At 68.6% G+C, this 16,149-nt stretch carries 20 protein-coding genes; 5 read left to right on the plus strand and 15 right to left on the minus strand.

What is annotated here, in order from left to right:
• Window positions 1-9: 9 nt before the first annotated feature.
• Window positions 10-2,178, plus strand: coding sequence for a CDC48 family AAA ATPase (locus tag ACV7GQ_RS07345; protein ID WP_470312866.1), 2,169 nt, complete (start codon window positions 10-12; stop codon window positions 2,176-2,178).
• Between the two features lie 233 nt (window positions 2,179-2,411).
• On the opposite strand, the gene ACV7GQ_RS07350 is transcribed toward ACV7GQ_RS07345, so the two are convergent.
• From ACV7GQ_RS07350 to ACV7GQ_RS07370, 5 genes are all read right to left on the minus strand, one after another.
• Complete coding sequence (locus ACV7GQ_RS07350) at window positions 2,412-3,440, minus strand: DUF4349 domain-containing protein (RefSeq protein WP_470312867.1); 1,029 nt, start codon at window positions 3,438-3,440, stop codon at window positions 2,412-2,414.
• Between the two features lie 79 nt (window positions 3,441-3,519).
• A complete protein-coding gene (locus ACV7GQ_RS07355; RefSeq protein WP_470312868.1) occupies window positions 3,520-4,338 on the minus strand; it encodes a carbon-nitrogen family hydrolase in 819 nt (272 codons plus the stop codon).
• Window positions 4,335-4,766 carry an SRPBCC family protein gene (locus ACV7GQ_RS07360; RefSeq protein ID WP_470312869.1) on the minus strand — a complete coding sequence of 144 codons (432 nt, stop codon included), beginning with the start codon at window positions 4,764-4,766 and terminating at the stop codon, window positions 4,335-4,337. Before ACV7GQ_RS07360 ends, ACV7GQ_RS07355 begins: the two co-directional genes overlap by 4 nt.
• Before the next feature lie 38 nt (window positions 4,767-4,804).
• Window positions 4,805-5,029, minus strand: coding sequence for a DUF7123 family protein (locus ACV7GQ_RS07365; protein ID WP_166970245.1), 225 nt, complete (start codon window positions 5,027-5,029; stop codon window positions 4,805-4,807).
• 60 nt (window positions 5,030-5,089) lie between these two features.
• Window positions 5,090-5,317, minus strand: coding sequence for a DUF7525 family protein (locus tag ACV7GQ_RS07370; RefSeq protein ID WP_470312870.1), 228 nt, complete (start codon window positions 5,315-5,317; stop codon window positions 5,090-5,092).
• 88 nt (window positions 5,318-5,405) lie between these two features.
• Here ACV7GQ_RS07370 and ACV7GQ_RS07375 point away from each other — a divergent pair, with 88 nt between their 5' ends.
• On the plus strand, window positions 5,406-6,617 hold the full coding sequence (locus tag ACV7GQ_RS07375) for an LEA/WHy family protein (RefSeq protein WP_470312871.1): 1,212 nt from the start codon (window positions 5,406-5,408) through the stop codon (window positions 6,615-6,617).
• A gap of 128 nt (window positions 6,618-6,745) precedes the next feature.
• On the opposite strand, the gene ACV7GQ_RS07380 is transcribed toward ACV7GQ_RS07375, so the two are convergent.
• From ACV7GQ_RS07380 to ACV7GQ_RS07420, 9 genes are all read right to left on the minus strand, one after another.
• Window positions 6,746-7,780: a PhoU domain-containing protein gene (locus ACV7GQ_RS07380; protein ID WP_470312872.1), complete on the minus strand. Its 1,035-nt coding sequence runs from the start codon at window positions 7,778-7,780 to the stop codon at window positions 6,746-6,748.
• A 104-nt stretch (window positions 7,781-7,884) separates the two neighbouring features.
• A complete protein-coding gene (locus ACV7GQ_RS07385) occupies window positions 7,885-8,958 on the minus strand; it encodes an ATP-NAD kinase family protein (RefSeq protein WP_470312873.1) in 1,074 nt (357 codons plus the stop codon).
• A 204-nt stretch (window positions 8,959-9,162) separates the two neighbouring features.
• The gene (locus ACV7GQ_RS07390) at window positions 9,163-9,858 is read right to left on the minus strand and encodes a competence/damage-inducible protein A (RefSeq protein ID WP_470312874.1); all 696 of its coding nucleotides are present in this window, start codon (window positions 9,856-9,858) and stop codon (window positions 9,163-9,165) included.
• A gap of 44 nt (window positions 9,859-9,902) precedes the next feature.
• Window positions 9,903-10,694 carry a DUF5803 family protein gene (locus ACV7GQ_RS07395; RefSeq protein WP_470312875.1) on the minus strand — a complete coding sequence of 264 codons (792 nt, stop codon included), beginning with the start codon at window positions 10,692-10,694 and terminating at the stop codon, window positions 9,903-9,905.
• A gap of 3 nt (window positions 10,695-10,697) precedes the next feature.
• Window positions 10,698-11,369 (minus strand): DUF2110 family protein, encoded by a 672-nt coding sequence (locus ACV7GQ_RS07400; RefSeq protein ID WP_470312876.1) that lies wholly within the window; start codon window positions 11,367-11,369, stop codon window positions 10,698-10,700.
• Entirely contained in the window at window positions 11,369-11,899 is a 531-nt protein-coding gene (gene tfe / locus ACV7GQ_RS07405) for a transcription factor E (protein WP_220618341.1), read from the minus strand. Before tfe ends, ACV7GQ_RS07400 begins: the two co-directional genes overlap by 1 nt.
• 97 nt (window positions 11,900-11,996) lie before the next feature.
• Complete coding sequence (locus tag ACV7GQ_RS07410) at window positions 11,997-12,194, minus strand: hypothetical protein (RefSeq protein WP_470312877.1); 198 nt, start codon at window positions 12,192-12,194, stop codon at window positions 11,997-11,999.
• A 28-nt stretch (window positions 12,195-12,222) separates the two neighbouring features.
• Window positions 12,223-12,777: a tRNA (cytidine(56)-2'-O)-methyltransferase gene (locus ACV7GQ_RS07415; protein WP_470312878.1), complete on the minus strand. Its 555-nt coding sequence runs from the start codon at window positions 12,775-12,777 to the stop codon at window positions 12,223-12,225.
• A complete protein-coding gene (locus ACV7GQ_RS07420; protein WP_470312879.1) occupies window positions 12,774-13,430 on the minus strand; it encodes a DsbA family protein in 657 nt (218 codons plus the stop codon). Before ACV7GQ_RS07420 ends, ACV7GQ_RS07415 begins: the two co-directional genes overlap by 4 nt.
• 83 nt (window positions 13,431-13,513) lie before the next feature.
• Here ACV7GQ_RS07420 and ACV7GQ_RS07425 point away from each other — a divergent pair, with 83 nt between their 5' ends.
• Complete coding sequence (locus ACV7GQ_RS07425; RefSeq protein ID WP_470312880.1) at window positions 13,514-14,440, plus strand: NAD-dependent epimerase/dehydratase family protein; 927 nt, start codon at window positions 13,514-13,516, stop codon at window positions 14,438-14,440.
• A gap of 57 nt (window positions 14,441-14,497) precedes the next feature.
• Window positions 14,498-14,818 carry a hypothetical protein gene (locus ACV7GQ_RS07430; RefSeq protein ID WP_470312881.1) on the plus strand — a complete coding sequence of 107 codons (321 nt, stop codon included), beginning with the start codon at window positions 14,498-14,500 and terminating at the stop codon, window positions 14,816-14,818.
• Window positions 14,819-14,839: 21 nt separating this feature from the next.
• On the opposite strand, the gene ACV7GQ_RS07435 is transcribed toward ACV7GQ_RS07430, so the two are convergent.
• Window positions 14,840-15,295 carry a YbhB/YbcL family Raf kinase inhibitor-like protein gene (locus tag ACV7GQ_RS07435; protein WP_470312882.1) on the minus strand — a complete coding sequence of 152 codons (456 nt, stop codon included), beginning with the start codon at window positions 15,293-15,295 and terminating at the stop codon, window positions 14,840-14,842.
• A gap of 75 nt (window positions 15,296-15,370) precedes the next feature.
• Here ACV7GQ_RS07435 and ACV7GQ_RS07440 point away from each other — a divergent pair, with 75 nt between their 5' ends.
• A complete protein-coding gene (locus ACV7GQ_RS07440) occupies window positions 15,371-16,126 on the plus strand; it encodes a DUF2797 domain-containing protein (protein WP_470312883.1) in 756 nt (251 codons plus the stop codon).
• The last annotated feature ends 23 nt before the right edge of the window (window positions 16,127-16,149 follow it).

The raw sequence follows: 16,149 nt of genomic DNA on the forward strand, positions 1-16,149 counted from the left end.
GCCGACGGCATGAGCGGGTCCAGCGACGGCGGCGTCGAACTCACTGTCGAGGGGGCGCACAAACGCGACGCCGGGCGCGGCATCGCCCGCCTCCCCGAGTCCGTGCGGAGTACCCTCGGCGTGCTGAGCGGGTCGCCGGTCATCATCGACGGCGAACGGATGACCGTCGTCAAGGTGTGGCCCGGCGACGACGACGGGTCGACGGTCCGCATCGACTCCGACACGCGGGCCAACGCCGGGGTCAACATCGGCGACACGGTGACGGTTCGCGCCGGCTCGGTCACCGAGGCCAACACCATCAGCATCCAGCCGATGGAGCCGCTGCCGGGCACCGACGAGTACGAACACATGGTGCGCACGCGGCTGGTCGACCAGATGGTGCAGGCCGACGAACGGACCCACATCGACGGCCTCGGGACGTTCCGCGTCCTCTCGACGGACCCGGACGGACCGGTCCGGGTCACCGACCAGACCGACGTCTCGGTCCTCCCGCGCATCGAGGAGTCGACCTCTGACGGGAACGCGACGGTCGACGAGCAGTCCGGGCCGACCGAGGCGCCGAACGCCAGACCGGCAGAGACGGAGACGGGCGTGAGCTACGAGGACATCGGCGGTCTGGACGAGGAACTCGACCGCATCCGGGAGATGATAGAGATGCCGCTCTCGGAACCGGAGGAGTTCCGACGGCTCGGCATCGACCCGCCCAGCGGCGTCCTCCTCCACGGCCCGCCGGGCACCGGGAAGACGCTCATCGCCCGCGCCGTCGCCAACGAGGTCGACGCCTACTTCGACACCATCTCCGGGCCGGAGATCGTCTCGAAGTACAAGGGCGAGAGCGAGGAGCGCCTGCGCGAGGCGTTCGAGCGCGCCGAGGAGAACTCCCCCGCCATCCTCTTCGTCGACGAGATAGACTCCATCGCCGGCTCGCGAGACGAGGACGCGGACATGGAGAACCGCGTCGTCGCCCAGCTGCTGACGCTGATGGACGGCCTCGAGGACCGGGGCCGGGTGGTCGTCATCGGCGCGACCAACCGCGTCGACGCCGTCGACCCGGCCCTGCGCCGCGGCGGCCGCTTCGACCGCGAGATCGAGATCGGCGTCCCGGACGAGGGCGGTCGCCGGGAGATACTCGACGTCCACACGCGGGACGTGCCCCTCGGAGACGACGTCGACCTCGACCGCATCGCGGCCCAGACCCACGGTTTCGTCGGTGCCGACCTCGCCTCCCTGACCACGGAGGCCGCGATGTCGGCGTTGCGGGCGAGACGCGACCGCTCTGACGAGGACAGCGACGAGGCGGCGAGCGGCGGGACCGCGGAGGTGACACAGGCCGACTTCGACGCGGCGCTGGCGACGGTCGAACCCAGCGCGATGCGGGAGTACGTGGCCGAGTCGCCAGCCGTCTCGTTCGACGACGTGGGCGGGCTGAGCGAGGTCAAACAGACGCTCACAGAGGCCATCGAGTGGCCGCTGGCCTACGGCGATCTCTTCTCCGTGACGAACACGGACCCGCCCAGCGGCATCCTGCTGTACGGCCCGCCGGGCACCGGGAAGACGCTGCTCGCCCGCGCCGTCGCCGGCGAGAGCGACGTGAACTTCATCCACGTCGCCGGCCCGGAGATAATGGACCGCTACGTCGGCGAGAGCGAGGAGGCCGTGCGCGAGCTGTTCGAGCGCGCCCGCCAGACCGCGCCGAGCATCATCTTCCTCGACGAGATAGACGCCATCGCCAGCCACCGCGGACAGGGCAACGAGGTGACCGAACGGGTCGTCTCGCAGCTGCTCGCCGAACTGGACGGCATCACCGAGAACCCGAACCTCGTCGTGCTCGCGGCGACCAACCGCCGGGACATGATAGACGACGCCCTCCTCCGACCGGGGCGTCTCGAGCAGCACGTCGAAGTGCCGAACCCCGACCACGACGCCCGGGAGGCAATTCTCGATGTGCACACGGACGGCAAACCGCTGGCCGAGGACGTCTCGCTCTCCGCTCTGGCCGCCGACACGGAGGGGTTCTCGGGCGCGGAACTGGAGGCCGTCGTCCGCGAGGCGTCGATGCTCGCCATCCGCGAGGCCGCCGACGAGATGGGGCCGGCGGAGGCCAACGAACGGGCCGACGAGGTGACCATCACCGCCGCCCACTTCGAGCGAGCGCTCCAGCGCGAAGCCGAGCGCTGAGGAGAGGGCCGTCGGACTGGTCGTCGTCACCGGGCGTCGAAGAGAGGAACGGTCGAGTGGGCGCCGCCCACGAGGAGTGACGTGAAAGGCTGTCCGGACAGCCTTTGGCGGACGAGCGACGCCATGTGGCCGAGCAGCGAGACGGACTGTTGTACCGGCATCGACGTGAAAAGCGCCTTGCCGGCGAAATATCCTTGCGGAGCGAACGTTAAAAAAGGCCCGGTGTCCGGCGGCTACCGTTCGTCGTCGGTCGGTGACTCGCCCCCGTCGTCCTCGGCAGTGTCAGTCGGGGGTGCATCCTCGTCACTGGCGGGCTCCTCGTCGTCTATCGCCTCGTCGCCGTCGTTCTCGGAACCGCCGACGAGGGGGAGCCGACGGCCGCGGAGCAGCCGACGGAGTCCGAACGCCGGCAGGGCCAACACGCCCAGCCACGGCGCCGCCGCGGCCAGCGTCACCAGCGTCGCCCGGCCGAAGACGTAGACGTCGGTCACGGACCGGAGGAAGACGGCCGTCAGCGACTGCTCGTGGTACTGGGTCCGTATCTGACTGATGCCCGGTTCCGGTTCCTGCAGTTCCACCCTGATAGTCGAGTAGGCGACCCGCTGCTCGAGCGAGCGCTGCTTGGCCTCCAACCGCTCTATCTGGCCCTGCACGTCCGAGAGCTGTTCCTCGATGCGGAGCAGCTCCTCGGTGTCGTTGGCGTCCTCGTAGAACGTCCGGAGGCGGGCTCGACGCTGGCGCAGGTTCTCCAGCCGCGCCTCCAGGTCGACCAGATGGTCGGTCACGTCCTCGGTGTTCGTCTCCTCGCTCAGGACCGTGCCTTCCGCGGCGACGTCGTCCTGCATCGACTGGTACCGCTCGTTGGGTATCCTGACGACGACGTAGCCGGAGGTCCACGTCTCGTTGCCCGAGCGGTGGAGCCGCTGGGTGGACCCGCTCACGTACCCACCGTACTGTCGGGCCTGCGAGGCGACGGCCGCACGGCTCTGTGAGAAGTTCTCCACCTCGACGACCATCCGTCCGGTCTTGATTATCGCCCGTTGCTGGACAGCGGCGTCGACCTGGACGCTCCCGGACCCGCCGTCGCTCGTGTCGGCGCGCTGTTGCTGTGCTCCCTCTGCGGCCGGTCCGGACCCGGCGTCACCGCCGCCGCCGGTCGCGAGTTCGGCGCCGTCGCCGCTGGCGGGGGACCCGCCCATACCCGTACACCCGGCGAGCAGGAGCGTCGCGGCCAGCGCGACGACCAGTGCTTTCTTCGACATGACGACTACGTATCGTCTTCGCCGCCGTATAGTGCCGCCGAACGCTCAAAACGCGTTTTGTGTGAAACAGCGACTGGACCTATCGGAACTCTGTCCGACGGTCGTCGAGTGCCGGGAACTCCTCGCGGACGGCCGCGACACGCTCCGGGTCGAGGGTGGCGGCGACCAGCGTCGGGTCGTCGGCGGAACTGGCCAGTGCCGTCCCCCACGGGTCGTACACCGTCGACCGGCCCAGCAGTTCCGCGTCGTCGAACGACCCCACGCCGTTGGCCGCCGCGACGAACATCTGGTTCTCGACGGCGCGCGTCTTCGGGAACAGCTCCCAGTGTTCGACGCGGGGGTAGGGCCACGCGCTCGGGACGAGCGTCAGCGTCACGCCGTCCTCGACGAGCCTGCGGTACAGCTCCGGGAACCGGAGGTCGTAGCACGTCGTCACCCCGACGGTGAACCCCTCGAAGTCGACGGTCGGGAGCCGCTGGCCCGGTTCGAGCAGCTCGGTCTCGGCGGAGCCGTACCCGAAGAGGTGGTGTTTCCGGTAGACGGCGCGACGGTTCCCGTCGCGGTCGAAGAAGACGGCGGTGTTGGCGAGGCCGTCCGCGACGGGCACGTCCAGGCCGGCGTCGGCGCTGGCCGCGAGGTCCTCGACGACGCTCCCGGCGAGGACCGCCACGCCGTGTTCGACCGCGGCGTCGCGGACCGTCCGGAGCGTCTCTCCGTCCAGTCCCTCGGCCTGTCGGGCGTAGCTGTCGAACGCGAAGTAGCCGACGTTGAACAGTTCCGGCAGGACCACGAGGTCCGCACCGTTCGCGGCGGCGCGGCCGATGGCGTCGACGGCGCGGTCGACGTTGTCGCGCACCGCCGAGGGTTCGACCGTCATCTGGGCGAGCGTGAGTCTCATGCTTCGACTTCGAGGTAGTCGCGCAGCGCCTGTTCGAGGTTCTCCATCTCCCCGTCGAGGTTCCGCTTGAAGAACCGCTCGACGCCGGGGAGTTTGCCGTCGACGACGAACCGGTTGGTCAGTTTGGTCCCGCCGTCGTCCGTCGGTTCGAGTTCGTGCTCGCCCTGCACCTGCATCACCTTCGAGCGACCCACGAAGCGGACGTACTCGGGCTCCCGGCGCTCTACGTCACGCGTCTCGATGCGGATGGTCCGGTCGATAATCGGGATGGGCAACGAGATGTGCCACGTCGCCTCCTCGTCGCTCGTGACCTCCCAGTCCTTGACGACGCTTATCGGGCGTGCCCGCTGGTCCGGGTCGGCGATGAACGCCCAGACTCGCTCGGGGGGTGCCGACACAGTCATCGACCGCTCTACCCGGACAGTCATGTACGTAGCTCAGGTTTCCGCCGGAATGAATCCACCGACTAGCTGGTCGTCACGCGCCAGGTCGTCGACCGGGCACGGCCCCACTTCTCGATGTCGACCTCGTCGGCTTCCTCCGCGAGCCGGGGCAGGCGGGCGCCGACCTGCTTCGAGGAGAGGCCGAGCTGTGAGGCGATGTTCTTCGCGCGGAAGTAACTCTCTCCCCGCGAGACGCTCTCCCGGAGGTACTCCAGAATGCGTCTGTCCTCCTCGCTGAAATCGACCATAGAAGTGGTACGTGCCGAACGGATTTAATCGTTCCTTTCAGGGACCGTCCGCGACGCCGGTCAGGCGTCGTAGACGTGTATCGCGACGAGCGCCAGGCTCGCCGCGAGCATGGCCACGCCGAAGCCCACGCCGCTGTTCAACAGCAGGCCGCCCGTGTCGAGTTCCTGTGCGTGCCGGATGGCGTAGTTGTAGCTGTTGACGGCCGCCAGCACTGCGGCACCGACGGCGACCACCCCGAACAGGACGCCGAGCCCGATTCCCATGTCAGTCTTCGCTTCAGTCGCCATGCGAGTGGGTTTCCGTGTTTCCCACTTAGTTCATTCGGGCCGTCGCCAGCCACAGGACCTATCCCGCCAGACGAGAGAGCGGCGTGTAATGTCTGGACTGGGTCGCCTGAAGCTGCTCGGGCTCGTCGTCCTGGGACTCGTCGTCGCAGGCGGTAGCGCGTTCGCACTCGGTCTCGTGGGCGCACCGACCGTCGACGCCGTCGACAACCACTTCGCCGGCGTCTCGAACGAGACGACGACGATACACACGAACCTCACGGTGACCAACCCCAACCCGATAGGGGTCCGGCTCGGCGGGACGACGGTCGACTACAGCGTCGCGATGAACGGCGTCCCCATCGCCAGCGGCGAGAAGAGCGGCCTCGCGCTGGAGACGGGCAACACGACGCTCCCGTTCTCGACGGAGATGCGGAACGGCCAGATACCGCTGTGGTGGCACACCCACATCGAGAACGGTGAGACAACGCAGGTGACCATCGACGCGGACGTCTCCTCGTCACTGCTCGGCGGGCGGTCCATCTCGCTCACGCAGGACGAGACCATCGAGACGGACATCGTCAGTCAGTTCAACTCGACGGAGACGCGGCCGGTGAACGCGAGCCAACCGCTCGTCTCGGACCCGGTGCTGTACATCAACGAGACGCGTGGGTCGTGGGACCGCGCGAACCTCACGGAGGCAGAGACGCCGATGGACCTCGCGTTCACCGTCTACAACCCGAAGCCGTACCCCTACACCGTCTCGAAGATCGGCTACGAGATCACGATGAACGACGTCGCCGTCGGCGAGGGTGAGACCGAACGCGGCTACACCATCGGTCCGGGCGAGACCGAGACCATCGAGGCCGACACCGCCATCCAGAACGGGAACCTCGACCGCTGGTGGGTCACCCACCTGCGACGGAACCAGGTGACCGACCTCTACATCGACTTCTATCTCGTCCTCGAGGGCGGCGGCGAGCAGTTCCGCGTCGACATGGACGCCATCGACTACGAGAAGACCATCGAGACGGACATCTTCGGCAACAAGGCGCAGTATCCCACGGGGGAGAACGCGACCGTCGAGGGCGGCGACGGGACCGCGGACGGTGGGAGCGACACGGAGACGGAGACCGAGACCGCGACGCCGACCCCTACGGAGACGGCGACGGCGACCGACGACGGCCTGCTGGGTGACGACGGCACGGAGACGGCGACCGACACGGAGACGGCCACGGCGACAGCGACGGCGACCCAGACCGAGAGCACCACCGCGACGGAGACACAGACGGACGACGACGGAATCCTCGCACTCGGTCGCTGACCGCGGTCGTCCAGTGACTCGACCGGGAGCGCCTCGCTGTCGGCGTCACTCCGACCCGGATGTGAAGCTCGCATGGGGCCCGGTCGGACCGCGGCAGCGCCCGATAAATTGTATCGGCCTGCCGGGTCTTACTGGATGGTCGTGTGCTCGGACTCCTCGTCCAGTGCGAGGTTGGTCGCTATCTCGGCGTTCCTGACGGCGTACTCGGCGGTCTGCTGGAGGCTGACGAGGACCTCGCGGACCTGCAGCAGGCTCTCGTTGTCCATCTCCGGCAGGTCGTTGAGGATGTCGTGTTCCTTGTCGCCGATGTCGGAGTACGCCTCGCTGACCTCGATGGCGGTGTCGTAGTTGCGGTCGACGGCGGCCCGGACGGCCATCGCGGTTATCTCGTTGACCTCGTCGGTGAAGTCGCGGATGCGTCGCATCGTCGAACCGTCCACGTCCAGCGCGTGGTCGGGCGCTTCGAGGGCGATCTCGGCGATGTCCTCCGCGTTGTCGGCCGTCAATTCGAGGTTCTTCGCGATGGAGCGGTAGCCGATGAGCGGGAAGCCGTCGTCGAGGCCCACCGCCCGTGCGAGGTTGGGGTTCTGGTAGGAGGTGAAGATGAGGCGCAGCAACAGGACGAATATCTTGTTCGCCTGCCGTTCCCGGTTCAGGGCGCGCTGGGCGAGGTCGGGGTTCCCGTGGGCGAGGGCCTTGACGGCCTCGTTCCGCATCGTCGACCCCGTCGACTCCAGCCGTTCCAGCAGGTTGTCGAGCGTGAAGTCCTCGGGGTCGACCGAACACCGGATGGTGATGCGCTGGGGGGTCTCCTCGATGACGCCGAGCCCCATCAACTGCGTCTCCGCGTTGTAGACGGCGTTGATGTGGGCCGACTCGAGGGTCTGTCCCTCGGGCGCCTCGACGTGGATGATGCGACGACCGAGGACGTACTGAGCGACGATGGCCCGTTCGACCGCGTCGGCGTTGAGGTTCTCCGCGTGGATTATCGCCTCGGACTCCTCGGTCTGGACCGATTCCGGCATGACGGTCAACGTCCCTTTGCCACCCATACGGAGCGACACCTCGTCGCCCTTCTCGACGTCGTGTGCGCTGGCCCACTCCGCCGGCAACGTCATCGCGAGCGTGGACGGGCCCAGCCGCTGGACTTTCCGCGTTTCCATATGGCCTTTCTTATCGCCCATCGACCTTAATCTTCACTATACACCAATTAATGCGAGCAGTCGAATACAATCACTTGGTGTGGCGTGGCGCTGTGCCACGTCTGTCAGGCGACGACCTCGACGAGGCGGCGTTCGTACCGTCCGACGCGGACCTTCAGCCACCCCGCCAGTTCGGCGTCCAGCTCCGGGTCGCCGGTGTCGACACGGAGCGTCCCGATGTCGTCCAGTTTCCGACGCGAGGCCACGACTTCGACGTCGCAGCGGCGGATGACGGCGGGTGAAAGTTGCTGGTTCCCACGGCCGAAGACGAACCCCTGTCCACCGATGGGCGAGACGACGATGACGTTCTCCTCCCCGAGTGCGTCGAGGATGTCCGACTCGGCGGCGTCCGCGACGAGGAGTTCGCCGTCCCGCCAGACGTCGACGCCCAGCGTCGTCCCCTCGAACCCCAACCGCTCCTTGATGGCGCCGACGGTACTGCCCGGTCCGAGGACGTAGGTGACGCCCGGACGGACGACCTCGGCGACGCCCTCGACCAGCGTCTCGACGGTGCCGCCGCCCAACTGCTTGGCCGACTGGCGCTGGTCGGCGACGGGGACGGTGGCGACGGCGCGCAGCTCGGTCACCACCTCGCCGCCCCTGAACGCGTCCTCGTCGATGTCGTTGACCTCGGCGGGTTCCGTCTCCGTGAAGGTGCCGAGGATGCGCCCGGCCGCACGGGGCGAGACGCCGAACACCGACGAGTACACCTTGACGCCGGCCGGGACGCCGAGTATCGGCGTCTCGTCGTCCAGTTCGTCGAGGGTCTCTGCCACGTCGACGGCGGTGCCGTCGCCGCCGACGAACCCGACGACGTCGACGCCGTGGTCGACGAAGGCCCGGACGGCCGCTCTCGTGTCCTCGCTCGACGTCTCCGCCGGGTCCTCGGGGTGACCGACGACGGTCGGGTCGAACCCCGCCTCGCGGGCGAGCGAGGCCCCCATCGGGTCACCGTACGTGAGCAGGTCGACCGCCCGATTCGTGGCTCGAAGCGCGTCGAGCGCCTCGCGCGCCCGGTCCGGTGCGCGCTGCTCGGCCCCGCGCTCCCGTGCCTCGGCGACCTTCCCGTCGGTTCCCTTCAGCCCCACGCGGCCACCCATGCCCGCGATGGGGTTGACCACGACACCGATGCGTCGCATGGCAGTCGGTTGGGTACCCGGCGGCAAAAGGCACCCGGGAGCGTGTCTTTCAAGCCACCCGCCACAGAAGAGCCGGTATGCTCGAACTACTGCAGGCGAACGTCCAGACCGGCGTCATCAGTGCCGCCGGCGCGGTCATCACACTCGGCGGCCTCGTACTGACGGCGCTGTGGCTCGGCTACCTCTACCGCTGAGTGAATCGCCTCACTCGCTCTCCGGCGACTCGACGCGCTCGCGGAGCCACGCGGCCGCGTCCTCGACGACGGCCTCCTCTGGCCCCTCGAACCGGACGGTGACGTTCTCACCGGGGTAGCTCCCGACCTTGACTGGGAACTGCTCTTGCACGTCGGCGAGCCGGTCGAGCAGCGCGCTCTCCGGTTCGGCGGCGTCGACGGTCCGCACGTACTGTCGCTGGCCGCTGAACTCCCCGGCCACCTCCTCGAACATCCGCTTCATCTCGTCCGGGACGCCGGGCAACACGTAGCACTGTTCGACGACACACCCCGGTGCGACGCCCTCGTGGTTCGGCAGGACGCGACTCCCCTCGGGGACCTCACCGGTCCCGTCCGTGAGGTCGTCGCGGGTGTACCCGCCGTGTTCCTCGAGCCACGCCAGCGCCTCTTCGCTCTCGACCACGTCGCGACCGAAGGCGGCCGACACGCCGTCGATGGTCACGTCGTCGTGGGTGGGGCCGAGACCGCCCGTGACGAGGACGGCGTCGTACTCGGCGTGGTACTCGTTGACGACGCGGGCGATGTCGGCGGTCCGGTCCGGGACGACGGTCGTTCGCTCGACGGTGACGCCCCGGTCGGCCAACTGGCGACCCAGCCAGGCGGCGTTCGTGTTGACCGTCTCTCCGGCGAGCAGTTCGTCTCCGACCGTGACCACCGCGACGCGCATACGCCGGGGTAGGGCGCGCCGATACAAATACTGTGGGTCGCCCCTCAGCGCATCCCCGGCGGGGGGCCGCGGTCCCGCGGGTCGTCGTCGTCGTCCTCCTCCTCCAGGTCGATGCCCGCCTCCTTCCGTTTCCGGATGACGGCCTGCAACTGCCGGTAGTAGTACAGCGTCCCGCCGCCGCCGACGAGTATGGCAACGAGGGCGAGGCCGCCGAAGATGAGCAGGTCACGTTCGAGGTAGTACCTGACGCTCACCTGCCGGGCGTCGATCGGCTGTGTCCAGCGGACGGTCATCCGGTTCGTCTCCTCGTCGACGCTCGTCTCGTACCCCCCGGGACTGACCTGTGAGAGCAGTGGGAGGCCGACCCGAGCGCCCGGTGTCATCGTTACCTGGTACGTCGCGCCGTCGAGGTGGGTCGGCGTCGCGTAGGACTTCCCGTTGCGCGGGGCGCTGTACGCGACCTGCCCGGTGACGTTGCCCGGGAACCGGATGGTGGTCCGGTCGCCGCTCCGGGTGGCGTTCATCGACGAGTTGGCCCCGGTGACGACCGTGCCGTTCGCGTAGCGGAACTTGAGCGCCTGTATGGGGATGCTCTGCTCCCGGCCGAGGCCGTCGCGGTCGTACACCTCGAAGGTGTCGTTGTTCCGGACGTCGTAGACGGCCTTGTAGGAGGACTTCTCCAGCACGATAGACGCGTTGGACTGGACGTCCCAGTCGTAGGTGGCGTTCTGGTTGAGCTGGTTCTGGTCGATGTCCTGCTGGCCGAACAGCCCGCTACAGCCCGACAGGGCGACCAGTGCGACGATACCGACGAGAGCGAGGTGGCGGCGGTGCATAGCTCAGGGGACGACGGCGAGCAGTTCCGATTGCATGAACCGGCCGATGTCCGACAGGAGGCCGGGCGCATCGGTGTCCGGGTCGCAGACGATGCTCTGTTCCAACAGGCCGATGCGTTCGACGGTCACGATGTCCTGTGCGTGGCCGGCCCGGTTGACCGTCGCGCGGGCGTTCGACCGGGTGACGCTGTTGGCGTTCACTCGACCGTTGCCGCGGGACCAGTCGTAGAGGCGGTCCACCTCCTCGTCGGCGAGTCGCGGGTCGTCGCCGGCGACGAAGCAGAGCGGCATGTGCTGGACGATGCCGAACCGCTTGCGGATTTGCTCGGGCGACCCCTGTCCGAGGTTCAGGCCGGCCGCCGGGATGCGCACGGACTGGCCGAACCCCACGTCGAGGACGAACCCGTCGTCGTCCCACGAGTCCAGCGTGCCGACGTATGTCTCGCCGTCCTCGTGGGTCGGGACCATCTCGCCGAACTCCTCGCGCAGCAGGTTCCGGGCGACGGTTGCGTCCGGGCCGTCGACGGTCACCGTCGGGAAGTCGTCCTCGCGGTGGCCGACGTCGAACTCGACGTCGAGGTCGCCGAGTTCGTTCCCGACCAGCGACCGCAGGCCGTCCAGCGCACGGTCACGAGCGTCGCCCGTGACGTACACTTTGGTTCCGAGGACGACCATCAGGCCTCGGCTTCCGTCTCGACGTTCAGTTCGTCACGGAGTTCCTCGATGCGCTCCTCCATGGCGGTGACGAGGCGGGTGTTCTCCATGGCGTCTATCTGGTTCCCGCACTCGGGGCACTCGAAGCCGAACTCCATCGCCTCGCCGAACTCGAAGCGGATGCCACAGTGCTCACAGAGGTAGAACTCGTTGTCCCGCTCGTACTCGCGGCGCTCCTCGAGGCCGTCGAGCAGGCGGTACATCTCCTCCTCGAGCTGTTCGGGGATCTTCTCGTACTCGAAGGTCCAGAGGTAGGTGAGCCACCCCGAGTCCTCGTCGCGGAGGCGGCGGTACGACGCCAGGTCGTTCTCGTAGAGGATGAACAGCGCGCGGCGCACGTCGTTGAGTTCGAGTCCGAGTTCCTCGGCCAGTTCCTCGTCGGTCACTTCGCCGTCCGGCGGCGCGGCTGCGACCGGCATCCCTTTCGGTCCGACTAGCTCGTGGAGGTACTTCTGTATCACCGGGTCCTCCAGGAGGTCCTCAAAAGCCATTATCCGTGTCTCGGGCGGTCACGCGGTTAAAACCATCGGAGCGCTCGCTGACGTGCCCCGTGGCCAGCGGCCGTCGGAAGATGGCCGGGCACCACGGTCAGGCCTCGCGGTCGGCCCACGGCCCGACGCCCGCGTACCGCCCCAGTGCCCACCCGACAGCCAGCGGCACCACGACGGCCAGACAGGCCAGTCCGACCCACCGTGCCGGCGGGGGCTGCGAGGCCAGATAGAAGAGGTAGGCGGTACCGACGACGGGCAGGAGTCTGGACGTCGAGAGGCGGCCGAGGACGGACATCTAGCACCCGCCGGGCGCGACGGCGGCCTCACGCCCCATCGTCGACGTCCTCGGGGTCGACCACGCGCTTGCCCGTCTCCATCGGGACGACGACGCGGTCGGGGTCCTCCCACTCCCGTTCGAGCTCGCGGCCCTCGAAGAGGCGGTCGAGGAACACCGCGAGGGAGGCCACCTCCGAGTGTGGTTGGTTCGTCACGCCGACGTTGTAGTCCGCGTGCTCGTACACCTCGAAGGGGACCTTCTCGGCCCCGACGACGAGCAGGAGCGGTCCCTCGGCGTGTGCCTCGCGGACGGCGGCCTCGACGTCCTGTACCGGTTCGCCGTACATCGTGAGGTGGACGACGGCACCCTCGAAGTCGCGGATGAGCCGCTTTGGCTCCTGTGTGACGTCGACTTCGAACGGGCCACCGAACCGCTCGGTGATGTCGACGATGGTGTCGGTGCGGTCGCGCGCCGACCCCGCCATGACCACGCGGTCGGCACCCAGCGCCCGGGCGGTGAGCCCCACGTGGGTCGTCATGCGCTCGTCCCGACCGGGTCGGTGGCCGAGACGGAGCACAGTCACCTCGTTGTCGCCTCTCATCCGTCCAGCGCCGATTCGATGGCGTCCCGGACCGGTGCGTAGGCTATCTCCTGCCACTCGACCGGTTGGTCGTTCACGAGGACCGTCGGCGTCCCGCGCAGCCCCTTCTCGACGGCCCTGTCGCGGTCGGCCTGCACCGTCGGGTCGTAGGTCCGCCCCGTGGCGGCCTCGCGGACCGCCGACCCGTCGACGTCGAGGCCGTCGGCGAGTTCGGCGTACACGTCCGGCCCGAGTCGGCTCTGGTTGTCGAACAGCCGCTTCGAGTACGTGAAGTAGGCGGCGTCGCCCGCCGCGTCCTGCACCTTGCGGGCGGCGTTCGCGGCCTGCCACGAGACCTGTTCGTCGACCGGAATCGGGAAGTCGTGGAACTCGTAGCGGACCGCCCCGTCGGCGAGGAAGTTCTCCCGGACCTTCGGGAAGACCGTCTGCGAGTAGGTCTGACAGTGGGGACAGGCGTAGTCCTCGTACGCGGCGACGGTCACGTCGGCGTCTGGATTCCCGGCGACGGGCGCGGAGAGGGGCTGCCCGCTCGCAGTGGGGACCGAACTGCCGTCGGACCCGTCTCCCCCGGACCCGCCGGAGAGACAGCCAGCAGTCGCACCGGCGAGGCCGACGCTCCCGACGATGAAGCCGCGGCGGCTGAGTCGCGTCATACTCCCTACTCGCCCCGCGAGCTATAAAACGGCGTCCATCGCGGTACCGGAACGCTATTTGACCGTCCCCGTCGACTCCGGGTATGCACCTCGAAGGCCAGCGCATCGTCGTCACGGGCGGTGCGGGCTTCATCGGCTCTCACCTCGTCGAACACCTCGTCCCGGACAACGACGTCCTCGTCGTCGACGACGGCTCGAACGGCCGTCGCGAGTGGGTCCACGACGACGCGACGTTCCTCGAGGGCGACCTGACCGACCCCGCCGTGGTCGCCGAGGCCGTCACCGCCGACACCGACCTCGTGGTCCACCTCGCAGCCTCGAAACTGGTCGACACCGACGCGCCGCGCCGCCAGTTCACCGACAACAGCGCGATTACGTACAACGTCCTCGAACGGATGGACGAGGTGGGCGTCGAGCACGTCGTGTTTACGTCGTCGTCGACCGTGTACGGGGAGGCGCCGCGGCCGACGCCGGAGGACTACGCGCCGCTGGAACCCATCAGCGTCTACGGCGCGACGAAACTCGCCGAGGAGTCGCTCATCTCGACGTACGCCCACAGCCACGACCTGCAGTCGTGGGTGTTCCGCTTCGCCAACATCGTCGGCCCCCGACTTCGGGGCGCGGTCATCCCGGACTTCGTCGAGAAGCTGCGGGAGACCCCCGACTCGCTGACCATCCTCGGTGACGGCCGCCAGCAGAAGTCCTACATGCACGTCTCCGAGTGCGTCGACGCCATGGTCTACGCCGTCGAACACGCCGACGACGACCACAACGTGTTCAACCTCGGCACCCGCACCACGACGTCCGTCGACCGCATCGCCGACATCGTCGCCGACGAGATGGGTATCGACCCGGCGTACGAGTACACCGGCGGCGACCGCGGGTGGACCGGCGACGTCCCGCGGATGCGCCTCTCCATCGACAAGCTCGCCGCGCTGGGCTGGGAGCCGTCCCAGTCGAGCGACGACGCGGTGCGACAGTGCGCCCGCGAACTGCTCGAGGAACTGTGAGCGACCGGCTGCCGTGTTTGCGGTGAGTATTATACGGCCAGTCCCGGAGAGAGGGGTATGAGACTGCTCGCACGCCCGCGTGACCTCGACACGGAGCGGACCCTGTTCGCCGTCGGCGGGGTTCTCTGCGGCGCCGTCACCGCACTCGTGGTCGTCGGTGGTGGCGACGCGGTCCGTGTGGTCCTGTTCGGGTCGTTCGCGCTGTACCTGCTCGGTGCCGCCGTGCCACAGGTTCGCGACCGGGTCCCGGAGTACAAGCGAACGGCCGCGATAGCGCTGGGTGGCGTCGGGGCACTGGCCGCGCTCACCGGCACGAGTTCGCTCCTCCCGCTGCTGTTCGTGATGGGCGGCGTCGCCGCTCTCCTCGGCCTCTGGTGAGCGTCGCGTCGGGGCGGTTCGTCAGGCCGGGAACGTCCCTGTCAGTTCCGCCTTCCCGACCGTGTGGCCGCTGGCGGCGTCGTAGACCTCGTCCTTGCTCGCGCCCGGCTTGAGGTCGAGCGTCGTGTCCAGCGCGTACAGCAGGAACCGGTAGGTGTGCTCGCGGTCCGGGGGGTTCGGGCCGCCCCATCCGACCTCGCCGAAGTCGTTCTGCCCCTCGACCGCGCTCTCGGGGGTCGTGGCCTCGGGTATCTCTGTCACGTCTGGCGGGACGTTCCAGAGGACCCAGTGGTCCCACACCTTCCCGGCCGGGTCCTTCGCGTCGGGGTCGTCGACGACGAGGACCAGCGACTCGGCGTCGTCGGGGACGCCCCGTATCTCCAGCGGCGGGCTCGTGTTCGCCGCCGCGTAGCCGTGCTCCTCGGGGATGCGCTCGCCGTCGGCGAACGCCGGACTGGTGAGTTCGAGGCCGGCCATACCCGAGAGTTGTCACCCGAGGCGCAAAAACGTCATCCCGGTACCCCTTTGCCCGTCGGTCGCCAACGCTGGGACGTGCAGGTCGTCGGGTACCGGTCTCGCGTCGAAGACCACGCCGCACTGCTCCTCGCCGACGAGGGGACGGTGGCCGTCGAGCGACTGGACCCGGGGACCGAACTGAGCTACGCGCTGGGGGCGCGCCACTGCGCGGGCGCCGTCGACGGCGAGCGACACTACGCCTGCGACGCGGCGGACGCGCCGTACTGCCCGGAACACACGAGCAGGTGGCCCTGCGCCCGGTGTACCGGCGACTGCGACAAACCTATCGAGGCCTGCGACGAGGAACACGCCGTCTACCTGGCGGCCTTTGCCCCCGACATCGTCAAGGTCGGCGTCACCCGGTCGTGGCGTCTCGAGACCCGCCTGCGCGAGCAGGGCGCCGACCGGGCCGCCCACCTCCGGACCGTCGCCGACGGGCGCGTCGCCCGGCAGATAGAGGCCGACGTCGCGACGGACCTCGGCGACCGGGTTCGGGTCCCAAGGAAGATAGCGGGCCTCCACGAGTCAGTCGACGAGCGGTTCTGGGCGGCTCTCCTCGACGAGTACGAGACGCTCGCGACCTACGACCTCGACTACGGCCTCGAACTCGCCGAGCGCCCGATGGCCGAGACGCTCGCGACCGGGACCGTCCGCGGGACGAAGGGGCGCGTCGCCGTCCTCGACAACAACGGGAGCACGTACGCCGTCGACCTCCGCGACCTGGTGGGCTACGAACTGACAGAGGGCGGCACCGACCGCGACCTCCAGTCCAGCCTCGGCGCGTTCGGGTAGGTTCTCTCCGCCGGCGTCTGGTC

This window comes from Haloarcula sp. MBLA0163 (assembly GCF_055632435.1).